The sequence below is a fragment of the Peribacillus sp. TH27 genome, from assembly GCF_016650915.1.
GTDB classification, from domain to species: Bacteria; Bacillota; Bacilli; order Bacillales; family DSM-1321; genus Peribacillus; species Peribacillus butanolivorans.
Genome location: NZ_JAEKEV010000003.1, coordinates 1 through 23,160, shown reverse-complemented (window position 1 = coordinate 23,160; position 23,160 = coordinate 1). Strand labels below are relative to the sequence as shown.

20 protein-coding genes and 1 pseudogene are annotated in these 23,160 nt (G+C 37.9%); 6 read left to right on the top strand and 15 right to left on the bottom strand.

Annotation, left to right across the window (positions count from 1 at the left end):
- The first annotated feature begins 11 nt into the window (after positions 1-11).
- The 3 genes from JFU24_RS29065 to JFU24_RS29055 all read left to right on the top strand — a co-directional run bounded on the left by JFU24_RS29065 (position 12) and on the right by JFU24_RS29055 (position 2,769).
- A complete protein-coding gene (locus JFU24_RS29065; protein WP_201251005.1) occupies positions 12-1,154 on the top strand; it encodes a ParM/StbA family protein in 1,143 nt (380 codons plus the stop codon).
- A 6-nt stretch (positions 1,155-1,160) separates the two neighbouring features.
- On the top strand, positions 1,161-1,592 hold the full coding sequence (locus JFU24_RS29060) for a hypothetical protein (RefSeq protein ID WP_201251004.1): 432 nt from the start codon (positions 1,161-1,163) through the stop codon (positions 1,590-1,592).
- 493 nt (positions 1,593-2,085) lie between these two features.
- A complete protein-coding gene (locus JFU24_RS29055; protein ID WP_201184424.1) occupies positions 2,086-2,769 on the top strand; it encodes a MerR family transcriptional regulator in 684 nt (227 codons plus the stop codon).
- A gap of 1,448 nt (positions 2,770-4,217) precedes the next feature.
- On the opposite strand, the gene JFU24_RS29050 is transcribed toward JFU24_RS29055, so the two are convergent.
- The 3 genes from JFU24_RS29050 to JFU24_RS29040 all read right to left on the bottom strand — a co-directional run bounded on the left by JFU24_RS29050 (position 4,218) and on the right by JFU24_RS29040 (position 9,542).
- Entirely contained in the window at positions 4,218-5,075 is an 858-nt protein-coding gene (locus JFU24_RS29050; protein WP_201251003.1) for a hypothetical protein, read from the bottom strand.
- Positions 5,076-6,635: 1,560 nt separating this feature from the next.
- Positions 6,636-7,259, bottom strand: coding sequence for a hypothetical protein (locus JFU24_RS29045; protein WP_201184427.1), 624 nt, complete (start codon positions 7,257-7,259; stop codon positions 6,636-6,638).
- A 594-nt stretch (positions 7,260-7,853) separates the two neighbouring features.
- Complete coding sequence (locus JFU24_RS29040) at positions 7,854-9,542, bottom strand: sigma 54-interacting transcriptional regulator (protein ID WP_274608170.1); 1,689 nt, start codon at positions 9,540-9,542, stop codon at positions 7,854-7,856.
- Between the two features lie 231 nt (positions 9,543-9,773).
- Here JFU24_RS29040 and JFU24_RS29035 point away from each other — a divergent pair, with 231 nt between their 5' ends.
- The 3 genes from JFU24_RS29035 to JFU24_RS29025 are packed head-to-tail and all read left to right on the top strand — an operon-like array spanning position 9,774 to position 13,262.
- Positions 9,774-11,201, top strand: a complete 1,428-nt coding sequence (locus tag JFU24_RS29035; RefSeq protein ID WP_201251002.1) for an aldehyde dehydrogenase family protein — start codon at positions 9,774-9,776, stop codon at positions 11,199-11,201.
- A 13-nt stretch (positions 11,202-11,214) separates the two neighbouring features.
- Positions 11,215-12,063: an AhlS family quorum-quenching N-acyl homoserine lactonase gene (gene ahlS, locus JFU24_RS29030; protein WP_201251001.1), complete on the top strand. Its 849-nt coding sequence runs from the start codon at positions 11,215-11,217 to the stop codon at positions 12,061-12,063.
- 17 nt (positions 12,064-12,080) lie between these two features.
- Positions 12,081-13,262, top strand: a complete 1,182-nt coding sequence (locus JFU24_RS29025; RefSeq protein WP_201184435.1) for an iron-containing alcohol dehydrogenase — start codon at positions 12,081-12,083, stop codon at positions 13,260-13,262.
- A gap of 2,009 nt (positions 13,263-15,271) precedes the next feature.
- On the opposite strand, the gene JFU24_RS29020 is transcribed toward JFU24_RS29025, so the two are convergent.
- From JFU24_RS29020 to JFU24_RS30490, 12 genes and pseudogenes are all read right to left on the bottom strand, one after another.
- Positions 15,272-15,646: a hypothetical protein gene (locus tag JFU24_RS29020; protein ID WP_242485519.1), complete on the bottom strand. Its 375-nt coding sequence runs from the start codon at positions 15,644-15,646 to the stop codon at positions 15,272-15,274.
- Between the two features lie 184 nt (positions 15,647-15,830).
- Complete coding sequence (xerS, locus tag JFU24_RS29015) at positions 15,831-16,958, bottom strand: tyrosine recombinase XerS (RefSeq protein WP_201251000.1); 1,128 nt, start codon at positions 16,956-16,958, stop codon at positions 15,831-15,833.
- Between the two features lie 15 nt (positions 16,959-16,973).
- Positions 16,974-17,204 (bottom strand): hypothetical protein, encoded by a 231-nt coding sequence (locus JFU24_RS29010; RefSeq protein WP_201250999.1) that lies wholly within the window; start codon positions 17,202-17,204, stop codon positions 16,974-16,976.
- Between the two features lie 9 nt (positions 17,205-17,213).
- Positions 17,214-17,621 (bottom strand): type VII toxin-antitoxin system HepT family RNase toxin, encoded by a 408-nt coding sequence (gene hepT, locus JFU24_RS29005; protein ID WP_201225809.1) that lies wholly within the window; start codon positions 17,619-17,621, stop codon positions 17,214-17,216.
- Complete coding sequence (mntA, locus tag JFU24_RS29000) at positions 17,611-18,018, bottom strand: type VII toxin-antitoxin system MntA family adenylyltransferase antitoxin (protein ID WP_201250998.1); 408 nt, start codon at positions 18,016-18,018, stop codon at positions 17,611-17,613. Before mntA ends, hepT begins: the two co-directional genes overlap by 11 nt.
- 351 nt (positions 18,019-18,369) lie before the next feature.
- Positions 18,370-19,383 carry a LacI family DNA-binding transcriptional regulator gene (locus JFU24_RS28995; RefSeq protein ID WP_201250997.1) on the bottom strand — a complete coding sequence of 338 codons (1,014 nt, stop codon included), beginning with the start codon at positions 19,381-19,383 and terminating at the stop codon, positions 18,370-18,372.
- A 226-nt stretch (positions 19,384-19,609) separates the two neighbouring features.
- Positions 19,610-19,753 (bottom strand): hypothetical protein, encoded by a 144-nt coding sequence (locus JFU24_RS30500; protein WP_242485518.1) that lies wholly within the window; start codon positions 19,751-19,753, stop codon positions 19,610-19,612.
- A gap of 71 nt (positions 19,754-19,824) precedes the next feature.
- A complete protein-coding gene (locus JFU24_RS30495) occupies positions 19,825-19,977 on the bottom strand; it encodes a hypothetical protein (RefSeq protein ID WP_242485517.1) in 153 nt (50 codons plus the stop codon).
- A 22-nt stretch (positions 19,978-19,999) separates the two neighbouring features.
- Entirely contained in the window at positions 20,000-21,196 is a 1,197-nt protein-coding gene (locus tag JFU24_RS28985; protein ID WP_201250996.1) for an MFS transporter, read from the bottom strand.
- 104 nt (positions 21,197-21,300) lie between these two features.
- Complete coding sequence (gene fba, locus JFU24_RS28980) at positions 21,301-22,155, bottom strand: class II fructose-1,6-bisphosphate aldolase (RefSeq protein WP_201250995.1); 855 nt, start codon at positions 22,153-22,155, stop codon at positions 21,301-21,303.
- A 40-nt stretch (positions 22,156-22,195) separates the two neighbouring features.
- On the bottom strand, positions 22,196-23,041 hold the full coding sequence (gene iolI / locus JFU24_RS28975; protein ID WP_201250994.1) for a 2-keto-myo-inositol isomerase: 846 nt from the start codon (positions 23,039-23,041) through the stop codon (positions 22,196-22,198).
- Between the two features lie 4 nt (positions 23,042-23,045).
- Positions 23,046-23,160, bottom strand: a pseudogene (locus JFU24_RS30490) (hypothetical protein); the annotation flags it as partial.

Sequence of the window (23,160 nt, the reverse complement as noted above, 5' to 3'; positions counted from 1 at the left end):
ATCTTACTAATATGGCTAGATTCGTATCAATCGATATAGGTAATGATGCAGTTAAAGGATTTTTGGGAGACCTTGAAACCCGCCTTTACATACCGAATGTTATTGCAAATGTACAAGACCGAGAAATCGTAGAAATGGAAAAGAACCCTCTGAATGCCTTGCATGTAGAAATCACTTCTTCTGCGTTAAAAAATAAAAATGGCAGTTTTGCGGTAGGAAAATTGGCATCCAAATATCCTAATAACGATGAATTGACTCCAGACCAAGATAAAGCTGATAGCGATCAGCCCGTTATCATGCTATTAACATCCCTTGCCTATGATGCTGTCGGGCAGTTCACAGAAGAAGATGGCGTGATCGAGGCTTCTTATTATTTATCTACCGGGCTGCCTCTGGACGAAACTAAACAAGGCAAAGCCAAAGAATTCAGAAAGAAACTGAAAAGTTCACAGCATGAGGTAAAATTCCTGAAAACACCATCTTTGGAAGGTAAAATCGTCCGGATTAAATTTGAACAAGTTCTGGTCAACACGGAAGGTTTCGCGGCATTCGTTGATTTAACAACAAACAATGATGGATCCACCAAAAATGAGGATTTGATAGGAAAAACCCTCTTAATCAATGATATCGGTGGCCTTTCTACAGATTCTGCTATCATTTCAGCTGAAGCAGAGGTTGATAACGAATACAGTAACGGTATCAAGAAAGGTGTTTCTACCTATCTTGATAACATCATTCGCAAAGTGTATACCAAATTCAAATACACGATTAAAAGCCGTCGGACCCTGGTCGAAATCATTACAAATGAGCAACCTGAAGAACAATATCATATCTGGGTAAATGGAAATCGGGTTTCCATCAAGGACATCATCGATGAGGAACTATCCGTTCTTGCAAAAGAGGAATATAAATTGATCAAAGATATGTGGCGGAATGTCCCAGATATCCGCCTTGCTTATCAAATTGGCGGTGGTTCGCTTGTATTGAAGCCCTACCTATCTGAATTGAATCAATCTGAAAAGAACTACCCTCTTCGCTTTGTATCTGAAGATGATAGCATTTGGATGATTACCCGTGCATATTTCAAGATATTGTTGATGTATTTGCAAAGTAAAGGGATTTCCACACAAAAACAAGCCCTAATCAAAGAGTGATTTTCCATGACTGAACGCTTTGAACCTGGAAAAACGGTCTCTTTTCGCTTGCCACCTGATACCCCTTTACATGTTGTAGACTATCTAACCCAAAAGAAGAATGAATTGGGCCGGAAATTCAGCAGCGAAATTGCTCCTATTTTTGTTGAGGCCGTTTCGCAAAAAGCCCTGGGTAATGCAGATAATGCGCAAATCTCCATTACCCTACCCGAGGGTTTAACTGCCGATCAAAAAGAATGGGTGAAGCACCCCAATACGAAGGCATTGATCAGTCAGCTTCTTTATCAGGTAGTGACAAAGCCTACTACCCCACTAGATTTCGATCAGCAACTTCTTACAGATCCAGTGGAGGAAAAAAAGCCTGTTTTCAAGACCAATGCCATGATTCAGAGCTTTGCCCAGAAAACATTCTTGAATTTCGACGAAGAAGACGATTAACCCCCATCCATAGATGGGGGTTTTTAAAGTCACATTCAAATTACTTTACAGAAAATCCTAAACAATATGCTAGGTCCCGCCCAACCCTCTAACTAATATAGAGGAATAACAGGACGGGATGTCTAATACTAAGAACAACGCTATTTTTATGCACCACTTATGGTCAACACTCCATAAATAGTCTACACAAATCAATAATCCGTTCACTTTTTGTGGTCTATATATAGTATGTAGTCTACAATTGGAGTGAAAAGTTTTAGTTTAGAATACATGAATCATTTTATTCAACTCATTTTGTTTTAACTTCTTTATTCTTTATATTAAAATAGAGAGTATGATGAAGATATTAGTGGACCATATATAGATTGTTCTCTAACATTTATGTACATGTTGTACACAATATGTACTCCACTAAACACATATGGAACACAAATTACGATTTTTTATAGAAATACATAAACCATTGCACCTAAAAATAGGGGAGGGTTAATACATGAAAGAAAATAGGCATTGGAGAATAAGCGATTTTGTAGAAGAGCTGAACAAAGTATTCGATAATCAACATGTACATATCAATACGGTTGATGGCTGGTTTAAACGTTTGGAAAAGAGCAGCATTCATTACATCAATCGAACGATGGAAACGAAAGAGAAGATATACGATGATTTGGATTTGAAAATAGCAATATTCATCAAAAAAAGAAGGGGGGAGAAATGGGCGCTTTCCGCCATATCAAGAGATCTCCCCAATCACTTTGAATTACGCCCGTTTCCCGTAAAAGAGGACAAACCTGCACCACATGTAGACGATATAGAGAGCATAAAAAAGCAGATATCCGAGGAAGTTAGAAGAACCTATGAAGAGTTGGCTGCCAGCCAAATTGAAGAGCTGAAAAATCAATATAAACAATTAATCACAAGCCTACCCAAGCCACCGTCAACAGAAGAAAAAAAGAATCAAAGCTTTCAAGCCATGGTGATTCAAAGGAAAATTGAGAGCTCATTGGAAGAAGAAGCGAACCAGGCTTGGACCAGGTTACCTGACGATCAGCGCCTGAAGCGAATTGGATTTTTCAGAAAAGACATCGATTTGGAGAAAAAGGACAAATTTGTCCGAGATTATATCAATGAGAATTTCGTAGACCGGTTAAAAAAAGAAATGGAACTAGACAAGTAAAGGATGGAAGGACATTAAAGATTGAATACTTTAATCCCTATATTGAAAGAATGAGGGGACATTGAAGGGATAATTATATACAATTAATAGTACGTATTAATGATAGTACTCACTTTCAGACACTATATCTTTTTTATCAGTAAAACATTCGATGATTCTTGCATTTAATATGAAACTCTCTTGGTATACTATGGATTTCTATCTTTAAAATCAAATAAACTTTTCAAAAGTCATCTATCAGGAATCTAACTTCCTAATAGATGACTTTTTTGTTAAGTGAAGTTGATTTTGAGGTTAGATTATGGCCCTTATTAAATCAAGGAATTACGGGCTCAACACGGGTTTATTAGGCTTACTTGTCTCTGGGCTACACAGCAATTTTATTATGTTTAGAAAGGTTATTACAATTTACAGAAGCAAAATCAAATGTTACATATTATCACAAATAATTATCAAAAAAGAACAGCCTAAACGTAAAGGGAGCTCATTTCATTCTACTAACTTTTAATAATTGATATTTTTAAGAGGAAACCAGTACATATTTTTTTGCGTGTTTAAGATGGTCTTTGAACGATTTTATAAAGTTAGAACGATTTAAACGGCTTTCTCGGTGTTTAAATTTTTTCAATCACCGATTCAGTCAGGATAAACTAAGGGTGTAAATTGCCGAGGTATTGGCCCGTTTTATTACAACTTTTCTTTAGCAAATCAACCAACTTCATTGGTTTGAAAAACGTATTTTAATCTATGTATAATTGTGCCCTGTTATTTATAAGGGATGAGTTCTCGATCTTGGCATGTTGGATATGTCAATCTATTATAGGTTTCCATTTTGAAACGGGTTAATAAATCAACATGTAGAGGATAAATTGTGTTTTACTTTAAGCAAAATGAAAAAGGGGGAAGATATGAAGAAAGAAAAAGCTGATTTTCTTGGAAGTTAATAGGCTTTTAAATCGGGTTAAAAAACAGCAAACCAAACACAAGTCACCGTCTATACCTCTGATAAAAAGGCTATGTAGTCCTGGAAAGAATGAATAAAGAAAGGAATAAAAGTATAAGGAAATACTGATATCACTGTTTCACTATAAATGGGCTGACGTGGGACATACAACATTGATAGGGTGGGCTTATGGGGACTCGCATTTTTTTAAAGTTTACTGACATAGGACACCTACTTAGCATAAAAAAGAAGATATTTGATGAGATCATTGGCTATTGTTCAATATCCCTTTTATGTCCCTATAGTGGGCTGATGTTTGACAAAGCGTGAATCACAAAGGGAATTTGATTAAAAATCAAAAAATTAATAGAAAAGTCCTTGTATATGTTTAAAGTTGGCAGCCGTTTCAACTAATAACATAGCATAAAGGATTGTTACATAAAAAAGCTGGCAGTAACGGGATTCAAGCACAGTCGAACTGAAAAACGGGAGCCTTGCCATGACCTTAAGGCCCTATACGATTTACAGTAAGTGATGCGGAGAAATAAAAAACAGAACCGGATACAAACGACGGAACTACTGTTATGCTATCGCCTATAACTAAAGGAACTTGGAACGTTTTTCCGGTTGTGATGATAGTATTGAAGATATCGTTGCCGAATATTGTAAATCGCGAACCGGGCATAATTACATTATTACTTCTAATATCAAATTGTACTACTCCCTCAAAAGTTGATATTAACACGTCTGCGCTTATTTCATATACTCCACCGATCAGTATAATTACTGAATCTGTTGCTGGATTTGCTAGTACATTTAAAACTGGACCAGGGAAGTCAAAATCCATAGCAACTTCTTCTTTAGCTAATTTACCATCATCATCACTTGAATATAATGACCCAAATGCAGGGGTTACGCCGGGTCCTTGAGCACCTTGAGCTCCTTGAACACCTTGAACACCTTGAGCTCCTTGAGCACCTTGAACACCTTGAACACCTTGAGCTCCTTGAGGTCCTTGAGCACCTTGGGCTCCTTGAGCTCCTTGAGCACCTTGAAGTCCTTGAGCTCCTTGAACACCTTGAGGTCCTTGAACACCTTGAGGACCTTGAGGTGCTTGAGCAGGTACGTTTACAATCACTTTAACGTTTTGCTCTGCCTTTTGTTCTTGTTTAGATTCGCATTTACATTTACTATGTCCACAATCCTTACATTTTTTATGATTGCATTTACATTTACTATGTCCGCAATCCTTACATTTTTTATGATTGCATTTACATTTACTATGTCCGCAATCCTTACATTTTTTATGATTGCATTTACATTTACTATGTCCGCAATCCTTACATTTTTTATCCTTAGCCAAATTAATTCCCCCCTTTATAAACTCTGAGATATTATATGAATCTGGTTTTATACTAGATTGGACACCCATAGAAAACTCTTAAAGAAAAAGTTTGTTTTCCACCAATTCTTCTTCAAGTCGAAAAGGATATTCCCTTTTTTATATCAATTCATAAGATGTGCGCTGTTGTAAGTACCTTTTGTAAAAATAAAAGTGTAAATTGCCAAGAGATTTGTCCGTTTTATACAACTTTGCTTTAGCAAATCAACCAACTTCTTTGGTTCAAAAAACGCAGATTTTATTCTATGTAAAATTGCGCCCTGTTTATATAAGGGATGAGCTGTCGATCATCGCATGTTGGATACGTGTATTCTATTAATAGGTTTCCATTTTGAAACGGTTTAATAAATCAACATGTGAGGATTTATTAAATTGTGTTTTTAATTTAAGTCAAGATGAAAAGAGGAGTGAAGATAGAAAAAGCTAATTTTCTTGAAGTTAATAAGCAGTTAAATCGGGTTGAAAAACAGCATCAAGAGCTTCAGCAAAACAAAAACACGTCACCGTCTATACTTCTAATAAAAAAGGCTATGAAATTCTGGAAAGAATGAATAAAGAAAGGAAGAGGATAAGGAAAAACTGATATCACCGAGGGTGATATCTAGGCAAAACCTATGTTTTAACGATATCAACATTTCACTATAAATGGGATGACGTGTGACTTACAACATTCAGGGTGGGCTTATGTGGGACTCACATTTTGTTGGAGTAGAGAGTAGGTTATATGTATAAATGGAGTAAACGGGCTGGGCAAGAATTAGTAAGTAAGAGAGAGTGGGGAGGAAGAGTGTAGTAAAGGTAAGGAATTGGGAGAGATGAGGTAATTAACGTGGTTAGATGAGGCTGCGTGTTTTATTTATTGGAGGCTGTTAATTTTGGTGGGGATAGTTGATCCGGTTTTTCTGAAGGAAATGGGGAGATGGTTGGACAGTGAATAAAAGGGTCGTTTTCTTATTCTTTTTTTAGAGAGGTGTTAAAAATCCATTGTTAAACCAATTTAATGGGCTATCTCATTTGTTTGAATTTTTTTGAGTATTTTTTCAATGAGTCGAAAAGTAAGGACGCTAAAAGGGGCTCTTAAGGGGATTTAAAAGCCTTAGTCTTTGCTGTTTATTTATTCCTTATCCAAGTCAAGTGTGTAAAAACAATAAAGTGAACAATAGTTGTGGGTTTTTTCTTCAGTATGCCGATATCCTTCGTGGCCTTGTAAAACCAATAACCAAACGTTTTTCGTAAAGTATAGTTGCCGGCATGTTCGACGCCAGCACTTTCTGCAGCTTAATTAACTGCCGATAGGCCTAAGTAGGGGTAAGGGGTTGTTCTCTCTTCCTGGACGACTGGAATAAATAGGGGTCTATACTTTTTAAGCATAGTCATAGACCCTGGAAGCAATTCGGGATATACATGTCGAGATTTTTTTTGCGTTTTGCCTTCACCAGGAGAATCTTGTGTTGTTTTTCTTTTAGTCCCAGTATCTGTTTGATGGTCTGACGAAGAGTCTAGCAGTACGTAAACGTACTGCTATTTCAGTTTATCCAGCCACCCATTGATTGATTGCGATAAATTGCTGGTCCCGATTTTCATTTCATCCACTATGAACGAGGTAATCGCGCTCCAGGATATCTGTTCCTCATATGGATTGTTCTTATTGACGAATGTCATGACCTGTTTCAGCTCCCTCATTCTACCTTCATCCACGTGTTTGCTTAAAAAAATCCGGACATACTCATTGATGAAATCCGAGTTTTTCACACTGGCGTCCAGCAGCAAGGCAACAGCCGTCGTCGGTGTGACATCCAACGCGTAGCCTAGGGTCCTAATGTTCTCAAAAGATCGTTGGGAAAACCGCATGGTGATTCGTTCCTTCTGTCCGGCTGGAATTTCACTCTTGATTGAGGCATTAGCTAAGTCTCCTCTATATAACGTTTGATCCAACCAAATCTGGCGACGGAAATAGACGGACATATGCTCCATGACCTTCTTCGAAACGACACCCGCCTCGCAAATATCCACACACACATCCTTAACCGGTGTATTCGTGATATAGGAAATCCGGTAGATGCATTCCTTTAGCGTAACCGGAATTGTTGGCCTGACATCTCGTTTTTTATCCGATCGGGTGGATCTCAACTTTTCTTTTAACATCCTTTTTCCCTCCAAATCTCATTTTATAGTTAGGACACTGTCATTTAGTCCCCGGCTAATTCTATTTATATGAGAGTGGCTGGGGAAGCATGTATAACTTTTGAAAAGCCTGTCCAAGATGAATAAAAAGACAATCGGGAGGAGAACCGTCTATGAAAAAAGAGGACGCAGCTGCGTTGGCAAAAAAAATGATTGATAATGCAAACATCTATCATTTGCCGTTGAAAAAAGGGAATAAGAAAAAATAATCTCATTTATCCAAAGTCATATTACTTTTTTTCGGAGATAAATGGCCTATAAATCTAGGACAATGTCAGGGTGTCCTAGATTTATAGGCTATTCTAATAATATATTTTATCGAGGTTTATGGTATAAGATATAATTTCATATCCCTAATATATTTTCATTAATTATCCCCATTATTGATTTCCTTTTCTCTTATTATTCAAAAGTTGCCTCCCTTGGTATAGGGGAAGGAATCTAAACTCTGATTATTATAGAATGTAGGATTATGAAATAATCCTACATTCTATAAAAGAAATATCATAAGTTTATAGTTTTAAAAACTATCCCAGTCAATGGTATGAAAGGAGATCAAGCTCTAGGAGGAATTGTCATATTCCACTTTTTAATTTTTTTCACAAGGGTTGAGTGATCGACACCTAAATATTCAGCTGCTTTTCTTATCGAAGGTTTCTTTTGTAGAGCTTCGATAATCATTCTTTTTTCAAACTGTTCCATTCTTAGTTTTAAGGTATGAGCTGATTCTGAGTAGCTATGAATGCTGAAATGTGGGGGGAGATCCACGGGCTCAATCGTAAACGATGGGACTGAAACAATCATACTCTCAACTAAATTCCGTAATTCTCTCACATTCCCTGGCCAATGATAGCTTTGTAAAATATGTTTTGTTTCAGATGATACATGCTTTTCGACATTATATAATTTACAAAAATATGCAAAGAAGTGATCAAGTAAGATTTCAACATCTTCTGGTCGCTGACTTAATGGAGGAATAGATAATTCAATAACTTGTAGTCGATAATACAAATCTTCACGAAATTCGCCTTTTCTCACTAATTCTTGTAGATTCCTATTAGTTGCCGAAATAATTCTAATGTCTAATTGCTTTACTTTGCTTCCACCGAGTCTTTGAATTCTTTTCTCTTGTAGGACACGAAGTAATTTGACTTGCAAGGAAAAGGGCAGTTCGCCCACTTCATCCAGCAAAACTGTTCCTTTGTCTGCAAGCTCAAGGAGGCCGACTTTACCTTCCTGCCTCGCCCCGGTAAACGCTCCTTTTTCATATCCGAATAGTTCAGACTCTAATAGCTGTTCAGGGATAGCCCCGCAATTTACTTTAATAAACGGCTTATCTTTTCGATCACTTAATTGGTGAACTAAATTGGCAATAACCTCTTTTCCAGCTCCTGAAGGGCCAGAAAGTAAAACACTTGTTGGGAATGAAGCAATTTGTTTTACTTTCTCGATTATTTCCCTCATTTGACTACTTTGAAATATTACCTTTTCATCCGTTCCGTCGGAGGAAAAGGTGTAACGATTTGGGCTCATTTCTAAAAAACTTTTTGCCTTTTTTAACTCATTTGTCAGGTCATTTAACTGAGTAATGTCTCTGACACTTGTGACGACCATATGAATGTTGCCTTCCTCATCGAAAACGGGATTTCCTGTTACCATGACATCTTTATGTTGACCAATTTGTTGAAGAATAGATATCCGCTTTTTTTCCCGTAAGACAAGGAGAGAGACGGATTGGTCAAAATGACCTTGTTTCACTAAATCGCTCATTCTATGACCTATGAGCTCTTCCCTTTGGAACCCTGACATTTCCTCGTAGGCTGAATTGACAATGAGTGTCAATCCTTCTTTATCAACGACATAAAGGCCGTCTGTGGAAAATTCGATGATTTTTTCCATTTGACTTAAGAGGGAGCGATACTGTTCCATTTGAGATATATCTTGAATAACACATACAGCTCCAATCAACTTGTCACCCTGATATAAGGGGGTCTGGTTAACCATACAATGTAACCCTGCAATGGTCATGTTCACTCCAATTGTACTTTCACCACTTTGAAGAAAGTGAGAGATTTGTAGATTAGGTTCAAACTCGCGAACATCTTTACCGATGTAGTCTTGATGATCATAATTTAATAACTTTTGTGCCGAAGCATTCATTAACAGAACCTTTTCATTATGGTCCACAAGAATGACCCCATTTGACATGGATGAGAAAATGCTTTCTAAAATATCTTTGTTCAGGGGAACATCAGCCTCCTTCCAGGCATGGTGAATATAATCACCATCTGGTGAATTATTTCACCACCTTTAACAGCCTATTGCTACTACAACCGCCTCTATTGTGGTGAATTTTATCACCATTATCAGATTTCGACAATGAATAAACATCTGTAAAATACAGCATTCCGGATGTTGGCACGGTTCTTGCATTAAAATATTTTGTAATTTTTAAAAAGTTTAAGGAGGCGCTGAATGGAGACGAAAGGTTTATTCATTAATGGTAAATGGGAAACAAAAGATAGAACCTATGCACTTCATTCCCCATATAGTGGAGATGTTATAGGTAACATTAGTATGGCAGACGAAGCTGATGTCAAAAAGGCTTTTGAAGGGGCACAGGCGGCTTATGAAACGATGAAAGAGATGCCTGCCTATAAGCGATCAGAGATTTTATTTGAGGTTGTTCAAATCCTTCATGAACGAAGGGAAGAGTTAGCTCACGTTTTGGTGCTTGAGGCTGGTAAGCCTATTCGAGCAGCACGGGGAGAGATAGACCGGACCATCGCTACATACCAATTTGCAGCAGAAGAGGCGAAACGTATTTACGGGGAAACCATTCCTATGGATGCCGCGCCTGGTGGTGAAAATCGACTAGGGTTTACCTGGAGGGAACCATTAGGTGTTGTGGTGGCCATTAGCCCATTTAATTTCCCTTTCAATCTTGTCGCCCATAAATTAGGACCAGCCTTTGCCGCCGGAAACACAGTTGTCTTGAAGCCTGCAGAACAAACACCTTTAAGTGCGTATTTGATTGCTGAGATCTTCCAGCAAGCCGGACTTCCAGACGGTGCTCTTCAAGTGATTACAGGAGATGGAAGAGAACTCAGTGATGCTCTTATTACAGACGAAAGAGTCAAAAAAGTGACGTTCACAGGAAGTGTTGGGGTAGGCAAGCTGATTAAGGAAAAGGCAGGTTTGCGAAAAGTTACGTTAGAACTAGGTTCCAATTCTGGATTAATTGTTGAACCAGACGTACCTTTAGAAAAAATTATTCCCCGATGCGTAGAAGGTGCATTCGCTTTTGCAGGTCAAGTTTGTATTTCGCTGCAAAGAATTTATGTTCATGAATCCATTTATGAGGCATTTAGTAAGCACTTTATAGAACAGGCAAAACAATTAACAATCGGTGATCCGATGGAAGAAACAACCGATATAAGTGCAATGATTAATCGTAAAGAAATGGACCGAATCGAGTCATGGGTCAAGGAAGCAATTGAGCAAGGCGCTAAAATTGGTCTAGGTGGGAAACGTGAAGGGTCCGTATTCACACCAACGGTTTTACTGAATGTCACAAATGATATGGCTGTTTCTTGCCAAGAAACATTTGCTCCAGTTGTTTCAATCGTTCCCTATAATGAGTTCGATGAAGCAATTAATATGGTCAATGATTCCATGTATGGACTGAATGTGGCCATCTATACCCAAAATATCATGAATGCATTGAATGCTGCCAAAAGGCTAGAGTCCGGTGGCGTCATTATTAATGATATCCCAACATTTAGACTGGATCATATGCCTTATGGTGGTATTAAAGACAGTGGTTACGGACGTGAAGGTATTAAATATGCAGTTGAAGAAATGACCGAATTAAAATTCGTTACAATAAAAACAACTTTTTAAGGAGGAGTGCACTATGGTTCATATTGTTAAGCCTAACCCGAAACTTTATGTAATGGACAACGGTCGTATGAGTATGGATAAAAACTGGATGATTGCAATGCATAATCCAGCGACAGTAAGCAATCCGAATGCACAAACTGAATTTGTAGAGTTCCCTGTCTATACTGTTCTTATTGACCATCCGGCAGGTAAAATCCTATTCGATACTGCTTGTAACCCTAACTCTATGGGACCAGAAGGCAGATGGGGAAAAGCAACTCAACAAATGTTTCCAATTGATATGGGAGAGGAATGCTATCTTCATAATCGCCTAGAGGAGCTAAAGGTAAGACCCGAAGATATTAAATACGTAGTAGCATCCCATCTTCATCTTGACCATGCTGGATGCTTAGAGTTATTTACGAATGCTACGATTATTGTTCATGAAGATGAGCTAAACGGTGCGCTTCAAACGTATGCTAGAAACGAAAAAGAGGGTGCTTATATCTGGGGAGATATTGATGCCTGGATAAAAAATAACCTTCAATGGAAAACAGTAAAACGCAGTGAAGACAATCTTGAATTAGCAGAAGGAATTAATATCCTAAATTTCGGAAGTGGACATGCATGGGGAATGCTGGGGCTTCAAATCAATATGCCAGAAACCGGTGGGATTATTCTAGCTTCTGACACTATCTATACAGCTGAAAGCTTTGGGCCGCCCATTCAGCCACCTGGTATTATCTATGATTCTCTTGGATATTCCAATGCAGTTGAAAAAATACGGAGAATAGCCAATCAAACAAATTCCCAAGTATGGTTTGGGCATGATGCTAATCAATTTAAAACATTCCGTAAATCCAATGAAGGCTATTACGAGTAAGAGAGAAGGGGATATCTATGAATATTGCAAAGTTAGTTTTTACTCCGTTAACTTATACAGGGTGGGGAGCTTTGAGGCAATTGTTACCTGAAGTTGAGAAATATTCACCAAAGAAAATTCTTGTCGTTACAGATCCAATGCTAGCGAAGATTGGTCTAACGGAGCGTATAACAGCTCCACTTGAAGAGCAAGGCTATTCTGTCACTTTATACACTGATGTAATCCCTGAACCACCTGTAGAAACAGGAGAGAAGCTTGTTGCCTTTACTCGAACAGGTGAGTTTGAAATGGTTATTGGTGTCGGTGGAGGAAGTGCACTCGATCTAGCAAAATTAGCAGCAGTTTTGGCTGGCCATGAAGGATCTGCAGCTGATTACTTAAATTTAACTGGTACGAAAAGTATAGAGAAGAGGGGATTACCTAAAATCCTCATTCCTACTACGTCTGGAACAGGCTCAGAAGTAACGAATATCTCTGTTCTGTCCTTAGAAACGACAAAAGATGTTGTTACACACGATTATCTACTCGCAGATGTTGCGATTGTTGACCCAGAGCTGACTGTATCTGTTCCGTCAAAAGTAACAGCAGCAACAGGAATTGATGCACTAACTCACGCAGTAGAAGCCTATATTTCAGTAAATGCAAGCCCGACGACTGACGGTTTAGCTCTTCAAGCGATTCGCTTAATTGGACGATCCCTTCGCAAGGCGGTAGAGGACGGAAGTGACAAGCAAGCACGGATTGACATGAGTAATGGAAGTTATATAGCTGGCCTTGCATTCTTTAACGCTGGAGTAGCTGGTGTGCATGCATTAGCTTATCCACTAGGAGGACAATTCCATATCTCTCACGGTGAATCAAATGCGGTCCTTTTACCTTATGTAATGGCCTATATTCGTAAAAGCTGCACAAAGAAGATGGCGGATATTTTGAATGCATTAGGTGGAAATTCAACCTACTTATCTGAAGAACAAGCTTCATACAAATGCGTAGAAGAACTCGAGAGACTTGTGAAAGATGTTGGTATCCCACCTACTTTATCTGGCTTTGATGTACCGGAATCAGCTGTAGAGAGCCTAACCCAAGATGGCGTGAAGCAAACGAGAATCTTGGCTAGAAGCCCTCTACCTTTATTAGAAGACGATATTAGAAAAATCTATCAATCTGCTTTTGATGGGACGGCCGTAGAGCCTAATTAATTGAAGATGTACCAAAACAACACCCAGCTGCAGCTTGAGTGTTGTTTTGGTTTCTAGGAATTTAAAATGCACCTTCTTAAGCAAGTACCAAAATATTAAAAGTAAATCTTGAATCAAAAGATCCCCACCGAAAAAACCATAAAATCGACCTACGTTCTGTTTCCTTCAGCTAATGAATTATTTCACGTAGTAGACATGGAACATGACTGGTTTTCACATCAGATACAAAGAGGCATAAAGACAGCAACGTTCTTCTTCACGAATACATTGCGGTCTTTTCATGTTTATAGGCCTCGTGTCACACTAAAATATTTATCTACATTGTTCTATTTTTATAAAAAGTCGTGTGCCCCTTTAATGGCTGGGTAACAAAACATGAATAAAGTATGACCTAGTCTAGTGAATTTTAAGCACTTACTCAGAGTTTTAATAAATGTTCTACATTTTTGAAAATTAGGTGTTTTCATCCAATCCAATTAATACTAGGTTCATAAGATACAGTAATATTTGTTAAAAGGAGGATACCAAATTGCCTAAGGGTAAAAAATGTAAGGATTGTGGACATAGAAAATGCCAATGCAACGGACAAAAGGTAGTGCAAAACATTGTAGTGAATGTAAACTCACCTGAAAAAAATTAAGGATTGCGACATAGTAAATGTAAATACAAATGCAAATGAACATTGAAGTGGATGAAAAAACCTATCTTCTGGGACAACAGAAGCCACGGGTGCAACCGGGGCTACAAGAAACTTAAATTATGCCTTTTCATAAGCTGCAAGCATATCTTCGTCTACTCCTATAATAACATTGAGCAATGTAGAAGCCCCAATTAAAATCCTCACCATCACTATCACTCAAAATGCTGTGGTTGAATTACGTGGTCTGATAGGGTAGAGTTTCGCCGACGTTCAATAATCTTGTGATGATTTGGAGGATCGAAACGATGCCCCCCAGAAATCATGTGAATTGTATTTAAAGTAAATGGAAAAAATACACGTTTGCAAGTTTAACGAGGAGCTTTTAGTGTGCTTTTAATCATTATTTAAACAAAATTGGCCACAGTTAATGCAAGTACAGCTTTGAGCCCTAAAAACTTTCGAATTTTGGTACAAAGATTACAAGCAGTTGAACGAGGCATATAGATTCCAATTGGAATCTATATGCAGTAATTTCGAAAAGTTTATGAAGCTGTGTGCATAAAGAGTTTTAATCGTAACTAACCCGAAGATCTTGTTCGACTATGCTATTCATAATGGATATATCGATTTAATCAAGAGGGTGTAAGGAGGGAGTCCTCTTTGTGTTAAAAGAAATATCTAATTTACATAAGACTTATTCTAGGTAGTACTATGGATGAAATAATGTATCAAAATGAAAAGTATTCTTCAAATATTGAGACAGAACAGAAATATTCACGGTAAACGATGGGAATCGAAGCACATTAGTATCCTGACGATGGAGTCCTTATTTTTTTGTTTCTTGGTAGTATATTCATATGAGGACGAGCATGCGAGGGCACATGCTAACAAAAATACCAAAATAGTTATTTTGGATTTTATAATGGCCTCTAAAGAGATGCTCTTTTTCAGAGCCTACTGTCCGGTCTAAAATGGTTCTCCTGACCCTATGGTGATGTCAAAGTTTAATCAACCAATCGCGTTGTATCATTTTCGTAGAATGAAAATAAAAGAAATTATGGAACAAAATCTAGTGATTTTGGATTCTACCTTCTCTTAACCAAACAAGTAAAGCCTTAGTTCTACATCACCAAGAATATTCTTTATTTGTTATTATCATTTATGCCCGTCCGAATTCACTTAAAATATCAGCCAATCAGTCTGATACTGTGATTAATTTAAATGGAATTCAAATCAGGTGAATCGTTAAATATAAAATAAATATCAAAAAAAAGGATCATACCTATAAATCTAGGGTTTACTAATCCTTCATTACATAGTTTTTGCTAAACATTTCGTTCTATAAATATATACTTTTCGCGAGTATGTTTTATTTCAATTTCAATTTAGCTAAGTCATGTTGTAAAACATTATTTCCTTCTTGCGGATTAAACACAACATCATTAAGTCCAAAAACATTTGTAACAACATCTTTGTCATCCGGATGGATTATTCTTACTTCATAAGCAAAAGTCGTAACGGGAAGAGCTGTTGATCTAAAAGTTACATATTGATTAGGGGCTAGTGTTTGTGAAGCCGGATCTACCATTGGTAATAAAACAGGAGAACCTGATGACCAGTCAAACATTTGAACGGTTACTGTACGAAAGTCATCTGGATCAACATTCATGGCTTCAACAGTGAGAAATAAAGTAGCAGAGTGTCTTCTTAATACACCGGTTGATAGAATATCATTATGACTCATATTAAATCCCTCTCTCATTTTCAAATTTGGACAAGCAGTACTCATAATATATAATGTCTCAAAAAGAAAATTGACACGGACAAAAGTGGAATCTATTAACAAACATGTTGAATACATGTCTCTCAAAGTTTGCACTCCATACTAAAAAAGAGAAGACTAGAAAATCTTCTCTTTTTTCCATCATTTAATCCTTGTCACTATAATTAGTTCTGCGCTCTCCCAACTGTTCCGCAGCCTTTTTGGCCTTTTCCTGTTCAGGGTTTGTATAAAGGGCTGCTGTAGTGGTTGAAGTATGACCAAGCTGAGTCATCAGCAAATGGATATCCCCTGATTGCTCCATTAAGTTTGTGCCGTAAGTATGTCTTAGTTTGTGTGGGGACATGGATTTATTGGACTTAAAGGCCTTCGTGTATTTCTTTACAAGAGCCTCGATGGCACGGTTGGAAATAGGGGTTGCTCCATCATTCACCTTAGTCAAGAATACATATGCCGTATCATCGTTTGACCCCTTATAGCGCTCTTGTCGTACAGCCAGGTAATCTTTAATGTCCTGCATGGATGGAGGAGAGACAGCTACGACATCCTTTTTTCCGCCCTTACGTAAAACATGTATTTGTTTTTCCTCAAAATCCAAGTCTCGTAACCTTAAGTTAGATAATTCGTTTACCCGAATCCCGCTTCCTAGGAAGAGGGATAAAATCGCAAAATCTCGTTCCTTGTCTCTTTTAAAATAGATGAGTTTCCTAGATTTTTCAGGTAGTTCCTTTTCATAGTCATGCTTAACAAAATCAAGGAATCGAGCATCGTCATTGTTGTGAAAAATCTTAGTCGATATTCTGGAAGCGCGCGCCCCTAATGTTTCTTTCACTTTGTTCACTTCAATCTTAAGCATGACATTTCGATAGAAGTAAGGTTCACCTTCATCATTTTCTGTTTGAGTCGTTAAATACTTGAAAAGGGATCGTAATGCTGAAATTTTCCGATTTACTGATACCCTTTCAGCCTTTTTCGTTTCTTCCTTATTGATGGGAATATTTCGCCGTTCTAAAAACTTTATAAAAGACTGAGCTTCTACTAATTTCAATTTTTCCAACACTGAAAGAGGGATATCTTTAATAATTTCCTGTTCAGCAATACCTTCCGCTATCAACCACTCTAAAAATAATTTATAGTCAAGAACATAATTCAAGAGGGTGGAAGGGGACCGAGTATCCAGTTTATTATCGACATATTCAGCGATGTAGAAAGGCATGGACTTAACCAGCTGTTCCAATTTTTGTTCATGAACTTGATGTTGTCTGGTATTGGCCATACGGTAGCTCCTTTGTTAAAATTTATCATTTTTGCGTAAAATACAATTTTTACGTATAAATGGATGTGAAAAGAACGTGAAATCATTTTTAAAAATCCGGCACTTTGACATAACCATATCCACCAGGGTATTTGATATTAGATCCGCTATAGCTACTTCAACCTCTTCTTTAGATTCAAAAACTTCACGTACCGTTGTTGCTTCGTCATTCGTATTAATATGATAGTCTCGAATTTTGTATCTCATCGAACCCCCTTAATTAAAAGATAGAATTTGTTTTGTATAATCCGTAAAATCACCGAGGTGGTTATCGACGATCTTTTCCAAGATGTCTAAATTAAGGGTTTGATAATCATGTACTGCAATGTTTCGAAATCCAACCATAGCTTTAAGGCGTTTGGCTATGTTTTCGTCGATAATCGAGTGAGTTTGCAGCATATCAAAGGCATCCCTACTGGTCTGAGGCAATCCAAGACGTTGTTCAGCTACTATATGCATGGCCAAGTCGATTGAGGATTCACATGCACGTTGTATATTGAGGATAATGGAATCCTGTTTCGTATAGTCTTTTAAGTTTTCTGGGTCGTTCGCATAAACATCCTTAACGCGGTTGATACAGCGTTCAATAACACTGATTTTGTTTAAAATCACATCATTTTTCATAAATAGTCCCGCTTTCACCTATTTTTTTTAAAATATTTTCGCGTTCCTCGTTCAATTTTGCGTACATGCTAAGGGCAGTCATTTGATTGTTTTTAAGTATTGTTTCATCCTTTGAATAAATAACCGTACCGGTAGTATAAATTTGTGCTTTGAAAACAGTTGACGCTGTACGAAGATTAACCAAATCAACTTCAATTTTTAAGTTATCCGCTAAATCTTGAGCGAGTCTGAATATTTCATATGTAGTAAGTGACTGATTCTCACAATAGAATGCCACATCAATGTCACTCTCTTTATGTGTAGAGTTTTTAGCATAAGAACCAAAAACAATAATGAAAGTCGGATTGATTTTGCTTATTAGGAAATCTTGAATTGATTGAAACATTTCTGTTTTCATAAGGCACGCTCCCTAATGATTATAAGAATATTATACCAAACATCTTTCTTATATCCAACTATTCGTAAAATCAAGATTTTACGAATAGTTGGATCGATGTTCCCCTTTTTCTCTTACGAAAGTAGGCACATGTTTACGAAGACAAAAAAGCCATCATTTAGACAGTAAAACTAGAACAAATAGAAACTATCCTAGATTTTTAGGTTGATTTTAATAAAATGTATTCTATCGAGGTTTACGGTGAATAGTATAAATTCTATAATTTTTCCTCTTTAATTTATTTTGGACCAAAAAAGGCTACCCATAAAGGAAGCCCCTAATTTAGTAGCAAAAACTATCTGTCAAAACTTTTTAGGCATTTATGCTTTTCTCCATTTTGGAACCACATGATTCCCTAATGATTAACTCATCCTTCAGAACAAATTTTTTCTTTTCAACCGTTCCGCCTTTCATTAAGGTCAACAATAAATTCGTCGCTTTTTTTCCTATTTCATATTTAGGCTGGTCAATGGTCGTAATATGAGGACTAAAAATCGAGGCTATCTTCAAGTTATCAAAACCCACGACTGCAATATCTTCCGGAACGCTTAATCCATGGTCTTGTATCGCTTTAACGGCTCCCAGGGCCATCTCGTCATTAAAGACAAACACTGCTTCCGGCCGGTTTTCCAGCAATAATAGTTTCACCATCTGGTCATAACCAGAGTCGATGCCGTAATCCCCTTCTTGGATAAATTCCGGGTTGACCTTTAATCGATGATTCATCATTGCCTGCTTAAACCCTCCCAGACGATCCCTGCTAAGGATGATGTTCATGGGTCCGGTAATATGGGCAATTTGTGTATGTCCTAGCTTGATTAAATGTTCTGTTACTTTTCTAGCACTACTAACGTTGTCAATCGAAACAGTCGGAATATCCAGCCCATCAACATATTCACACGCCAGTACAATCGGAAATTGATTTGAAAGATTTTCCAAGCTTTCTTTATTCATTCTTGCCGTTAGTAGCAGTGCCCCGTCCGCCTGCTTTTTGTACAGCAAATCAATGTATTCTTTTTCCCGTTCGATATCATTTTCCGTATCTCCCAAAATAACCTGATAGCCATTTTCAACAGCTGTATGCTCAATGCCTCGAAGCACTTCGGAAAAAAAGGGCCTTGTGATATCCGGAACAACAACTAGAATAATCTTTGTCTCTTTCGTTCTAAACTGACTGGCAATCATGTGAGGTTTATAATTCATCTCTTCAATCACCTGCAGCACTTTTTGTTTTGTATCTTCGCTGACTAAATCTGGCTGTCTGAGCACTCTTGAAACGGTTGCAGGAGATACGTTGGCCAATTTCGCCACATCGCTCATTTTCATATTCTAATCTCCACCTGCCTATTTTATCTATTTATCATTTTCATTAAGTCTATTATAAATTAATTTAGACATTATGTTTAAATATCTAATTAACTCGGAGCGTTTCTTTCAAAACATTCATAGATTTTTTCACGCCTGTTAATGGGTTCATTGTTAAATCTTCCATTTCGAGAACAATCTGTCCTTCATAACCTATCATTTTAATGATAGTAAAAAACTCTTTCCACTAGCCAATGTCATGCCCATTTCTGAGCGCAACGTAATTCCATGTCCGGTCGCCGAAGCGCTCCATTGATTTAACATCAATCAATCCCTCGACACCATATATTCCTCTTTCTAACCGGACATCTTTCACGTGAACATGATTCACCGCGCTTCCTAATTCTCTTAGAGCAGAAATGGGGTCACCGCCCATCTAAAATAAATGAATCGGGTCAAAATTCATGCCGACCATGCCTCCAAATTGATATGTGGAGCTTTCGACCAATTGCCGAACCCTAACTCCAGCGCTTTAATCCCCAAATCCACACATGTATCAAGTATCTCTTCAAATGGCATGTAACCCAAAATATCTGTGACTATACCAATCTTCATCAGTTAATGCTCCACTTCTGCTTTATCCATTCAATTTCAATTTTTGTTCATTTGCTGTACTTTCATTGTGATTCCATACAATTATAAAAAACACAGCGACGAAAGCTAATAATCCCAAGAAATAAAACCCTGCTGAAATCCCGAGATATGAATTCAAAACTCCAGCAATAAAAGGACCTGCAAACATCCCGAACGCATAGATTGCTTGATATGCCCCCATAGCTGTCGCTCTTCTTTCAAGGGGAATCGACTCCACCGCCATTCCTAAAAACAATGGAAAAAGAATGCCTAATGAGAACCCAGTCAATCCTTGAAACAAACAAAGCATCCCTTTTGTATCAATAAATGGCGTACAGAATGTAAAAATGGCTGTAAGACCGAATGCTAGTTTCAGTAACTTCCATTGACCGAATAGAGGTACAAATATTTTCCCGCTAAATAAGGTGGCAATGGCATGAGGAATCATAAATGAAAAGATAATAATGCCTATATCACTCGTTTGCAGTCCGATTTTTAACGCATACGTCGGGGTGAAACCAAACATTGTCGTAAAAATAATGCTATGCGCCAAAATCGATAGAAATGAAACTTTTAAAAGCACCGGTTCACGCATAACAGATACCAGTTCCTTCAATTTAACCGGCTCTCTTTGAACCCTTTCTTTCGTTTCGAAAATAAAAAGTGAAAGGACGATACCAGCTAAACCGATAGTTCCGCCAATCCAAAACGGCGCGTGCCACCCCCATTCATCAACTATATATCCGCTGACCATCATTCCAAGAAGCTGTGCTGTAACCACAGCAAACGAGATACTGCCCATAGCGCGGTGAAGGTCACGTTCAGCAAAATAACTAGAAAATAAAATAGTAAACGCTACCCACGTTGCTGCGGCAACACCCGCTAGCGAGCGGGATAATAGGATCCACCCTAAACTATCAGTCAATGCAAATGTCATGCAGCTCAACGTACTGACAACCATTCCAAAGATGATAAAAGGCTTTCTTACTTTTACAAGATCAGAAAATATGCCAAATGGAAGCCTGAAGAGAAATTGCATTAGTCCATAACTACCTAATACAATGCCGATAAATGTATAATCTCCTCCCATTGATTCAAGGTAAGGCGATAAAATAGGAACATAAATAAAATGTGAAAACCAAAAGACAAAAGAAAGTACTAAAAATAAAAACCTATTTGGGACTGTATGTAACGTATTCAATGCATCATCACTTCCACTTTATGCAAAATCATTTTAATCGATATTTCTGAACATGGCATATACAAAAAGGTGCCCGCAACGGTAATTGGGAACACCTTTTTAACTTACGCTTTTCCGCTTGTGTTAAACTCAAACATTTTACTTTTTACGCCAGCGATAACAGCTGCTTTTGCAGGTGTTATAATAGAACGTGGCTCGTACACTTTACCCTCAGCTGCTAAAACTTCCCGAATCGCTTTTGACCAGACTTGTATGCTTTCTGTATTGACATTTATTTTAGCATGCCCATATTCTATCGCTTTTTTGATTTGGTGTAGCGGAATGCCTGAGCCTCCATGTAAAACGAGAGGTACGTTCGTCATGTTGGTAATTTGCTGCATCTCCTCGAAGCCTAGTTTCGGTTCTCCCTGATATGGACCATGAACGGAACCCAAAGCAGCTGCAAGTGCGTCAATTTCCGCTTCTTTTACAATCCGCATACATTCATTGGGGTCTGCATACTTAATTCCACCGACGAGCCCATCTTCCGTCCCTCCGACGGTTCCTACTTCCGCTTCAACAGAAACGTTTCTCTGCTGGGCATAGTCGACAACCTGCTTGGTCATTTCAATATTTTCATCAATTGGATGGTGGGAACCATCAATCATGACGGATGTAAATCCGGCATCTATCGCTTTCTTGCACCGTTCCACATTCACTCCATGATCAAGATGAAGGGCAACTGGAACAGTAATGTTCATTTCTTCTATAAGACTTTTCACCATAGCAGCAATCGTCTTAAATCCGCCAAGATAATCGACAAGCCGGTCAGAAGCCGCTAGGATAATAGGCGCGCGTTCTTCATCGGCTGCCTGTAAAAACGATTGGGCGAATTCCAAACCATTAATATTATATTGTCCCACTGCGTAATTTTCTGATTTTGCTTTTAAAAGCATCTCTTTCATTGATACTAAAGGCATGATTCTATCACCTCTGTTTCCCGAAATTATCATGATTCACTCACACAGTCTCAAGCGCAAAGTATTTTGAAATCACTTGGATTGTTGTTTCTTTTGCTGTTTTAATGGCCTCTTCTGCATCTAGTTCATAATATTCCGGACGGAACAATTCAACAGAGACAACGTCAGAATAACCGATTTCTTTCAATGTAGATAATATACTGTCTAAATCTATAGTGCCATGCCCCGGCCACACCCGGTCTTGGTCTGTCAGGAAACCGATTGGAAAATCCTCTGTATCATCAATGTGTAAAATAAAAATTTTCGATCCATCCGCTTTTTTCAGGTCTTCCAAATTAGATCCCATTGCATGAAAATGAAAGCAGTCGAACACTAATCCAACATTGTTACGATTGACAGTTTCAACAATATCGTATGCCTGACCGAATGTATTTACTGTACATTGTGGATGGCCAACAAATTCCACCGCAATTTTCACACCGTACGGTTTTGCGATCTCAGATAGCACTGTTAACACTTCGACACAGCTCTTTTTAATGTCTTCTTTCAAAATTTTATCTTCTGTTACAAGTGGAACCGCCACTACGTATTTCACACCTAGCTTCTCCGCCATAACCATCATTTTTTTAAACTCATCGATAATCGCTTTATAGCCGACTTCATCACGATTATTAAAAAACACAAGAGCGTTGAAAGCAAGTGGCTTAATATGATTCGTATTGAAAAATTCAGCTAGTTCATCAATTGAGCGTTCTTTTAAGTACTCAGGCAATTTATCCATTGTACGGATTTCGATATAGTCGTAACCATGTGTTTCGCAGTACTTGAGATCTTTGTCCAAGTTGGAATTCTCAAGCGTCGTCGCTTGGTTAAAACAAAGTTTCATTATGTCAGCCTCCAATTCTTTCTGCTAAACCTAATCCGTCTCTCATTTTTTGGAGCATAAGCTTACTTGACCAGTCTGCTTTGTCAATCCAAGCAAATACTGCATTTGTAGCAATACCA

Bases quoted from the DNA above. Each gene is read 5' to 3' on its own strand.
- JFU24_RS29065 (WP_201251005.1), top strand. From the start codon at position 12: ATGGCTAGATTCGTATCAATCGATATAGGTAATGATGCAGTTAAAGGA.
- JFU24_RS29060 (WP_201251004.1), top strand. From the start codon at position 1,161: ATGACTGAACGCTTTGAACCTGGAAAAACGGTCTCTTTTCGCTTGCCA.
- JFU24_RS29055 (WP_201184424.1), top strand. From the start codon at position 2,086: ATGAAAGAAAATAGGCATTGGAGAATAAGCGATTTTGTAGAAGAGCTG.
- JFU24_RS29045 (WP_201184427.1), bottom strand. From the start codon at position 7,259: ATGTTAAAAGAAAAGTTGAGATCCACCCGATCGGATAAAAAACGAGAT.
- JFU24_RS29035 (WP_201251002.1), top strand. From the start codon at position 9,774: ATGGAGACGAAAGGTTTATTCATTAATGGTAAATGGGAAACAAAAGAT.
- ahlS (WP_201251001.1), top strand. From the start codon at position 11,215: ATGGTTCATATTGTTAAGCCTAACCCGAAACTTTATGTAATGGACAAC.
- JFU24_RS29025 (WP_201184435.1), top strand. From the start codon at position 12,081: ATGAATATTGCAAAGTTAGTTTTTACTCCGTTAACTTATACAGGGTGG.
- JFU24_RS29020 (WP_242485519.1), bottom strand. From the start codon at position 15,646: ATGAGTCATAATGATATTCTATCAACCGGTGTATTAAGAAGACACTCT.
- xerS (WP_201251000.1), bottom strand. From the start codon at position 16,958: ATGGCCAATACCAGACAACATCAAGTTCATGAACAAAAATTGGAACAG.
- JFU24_RS29010 (WP_201250999.1), bottom strand. From the start codon at position 17,204: ATGAGATACAAAATTCGAGACTATCATATTAATACGAATGACGAAGCA.
- hepT (WP_201225809.1), bottom strand. From the start codon at position 17,621: ATGAAAAATGATGTGATTTTAAACAAAATCAGTGTTATTGAACGCTGT.
- mntA (WP_201250998.1), bottom strand. From the start codon at position 18,018: ATGAAAACAGAAATGTTTCAATCAATTCAAGATTTCCTAATAAGCAAA.
- JFU24_RS28995 (WP_201250997.1), bottom strand. From the start codon at position 19,383: ATGAAAATGAGCGATGTGGCGAAATTGGCCAACGTATCTCCTGCAACC.
- JFU24_RS30495 (WP_242485517.1), bottom strand. From the start codon at position 19,977: ATGAAGATTGGTATAGTCACAGATATTTTGGGTTACATGCCATTTGAA.
- fba (WP_201250995.1), bottom strand. From the start codon at position 22,155: ATGCCTTTAGTATCAATGAAAGAGATGCTTTTAAAAGCAAAATCAGAA.
- iolI (WP_201250994.1), bottom strand. From the start codon at position 23,041: ATGAAACTTTGTTTTAACCAAGCGACGACGCTTGAGAATTCCAACTTG.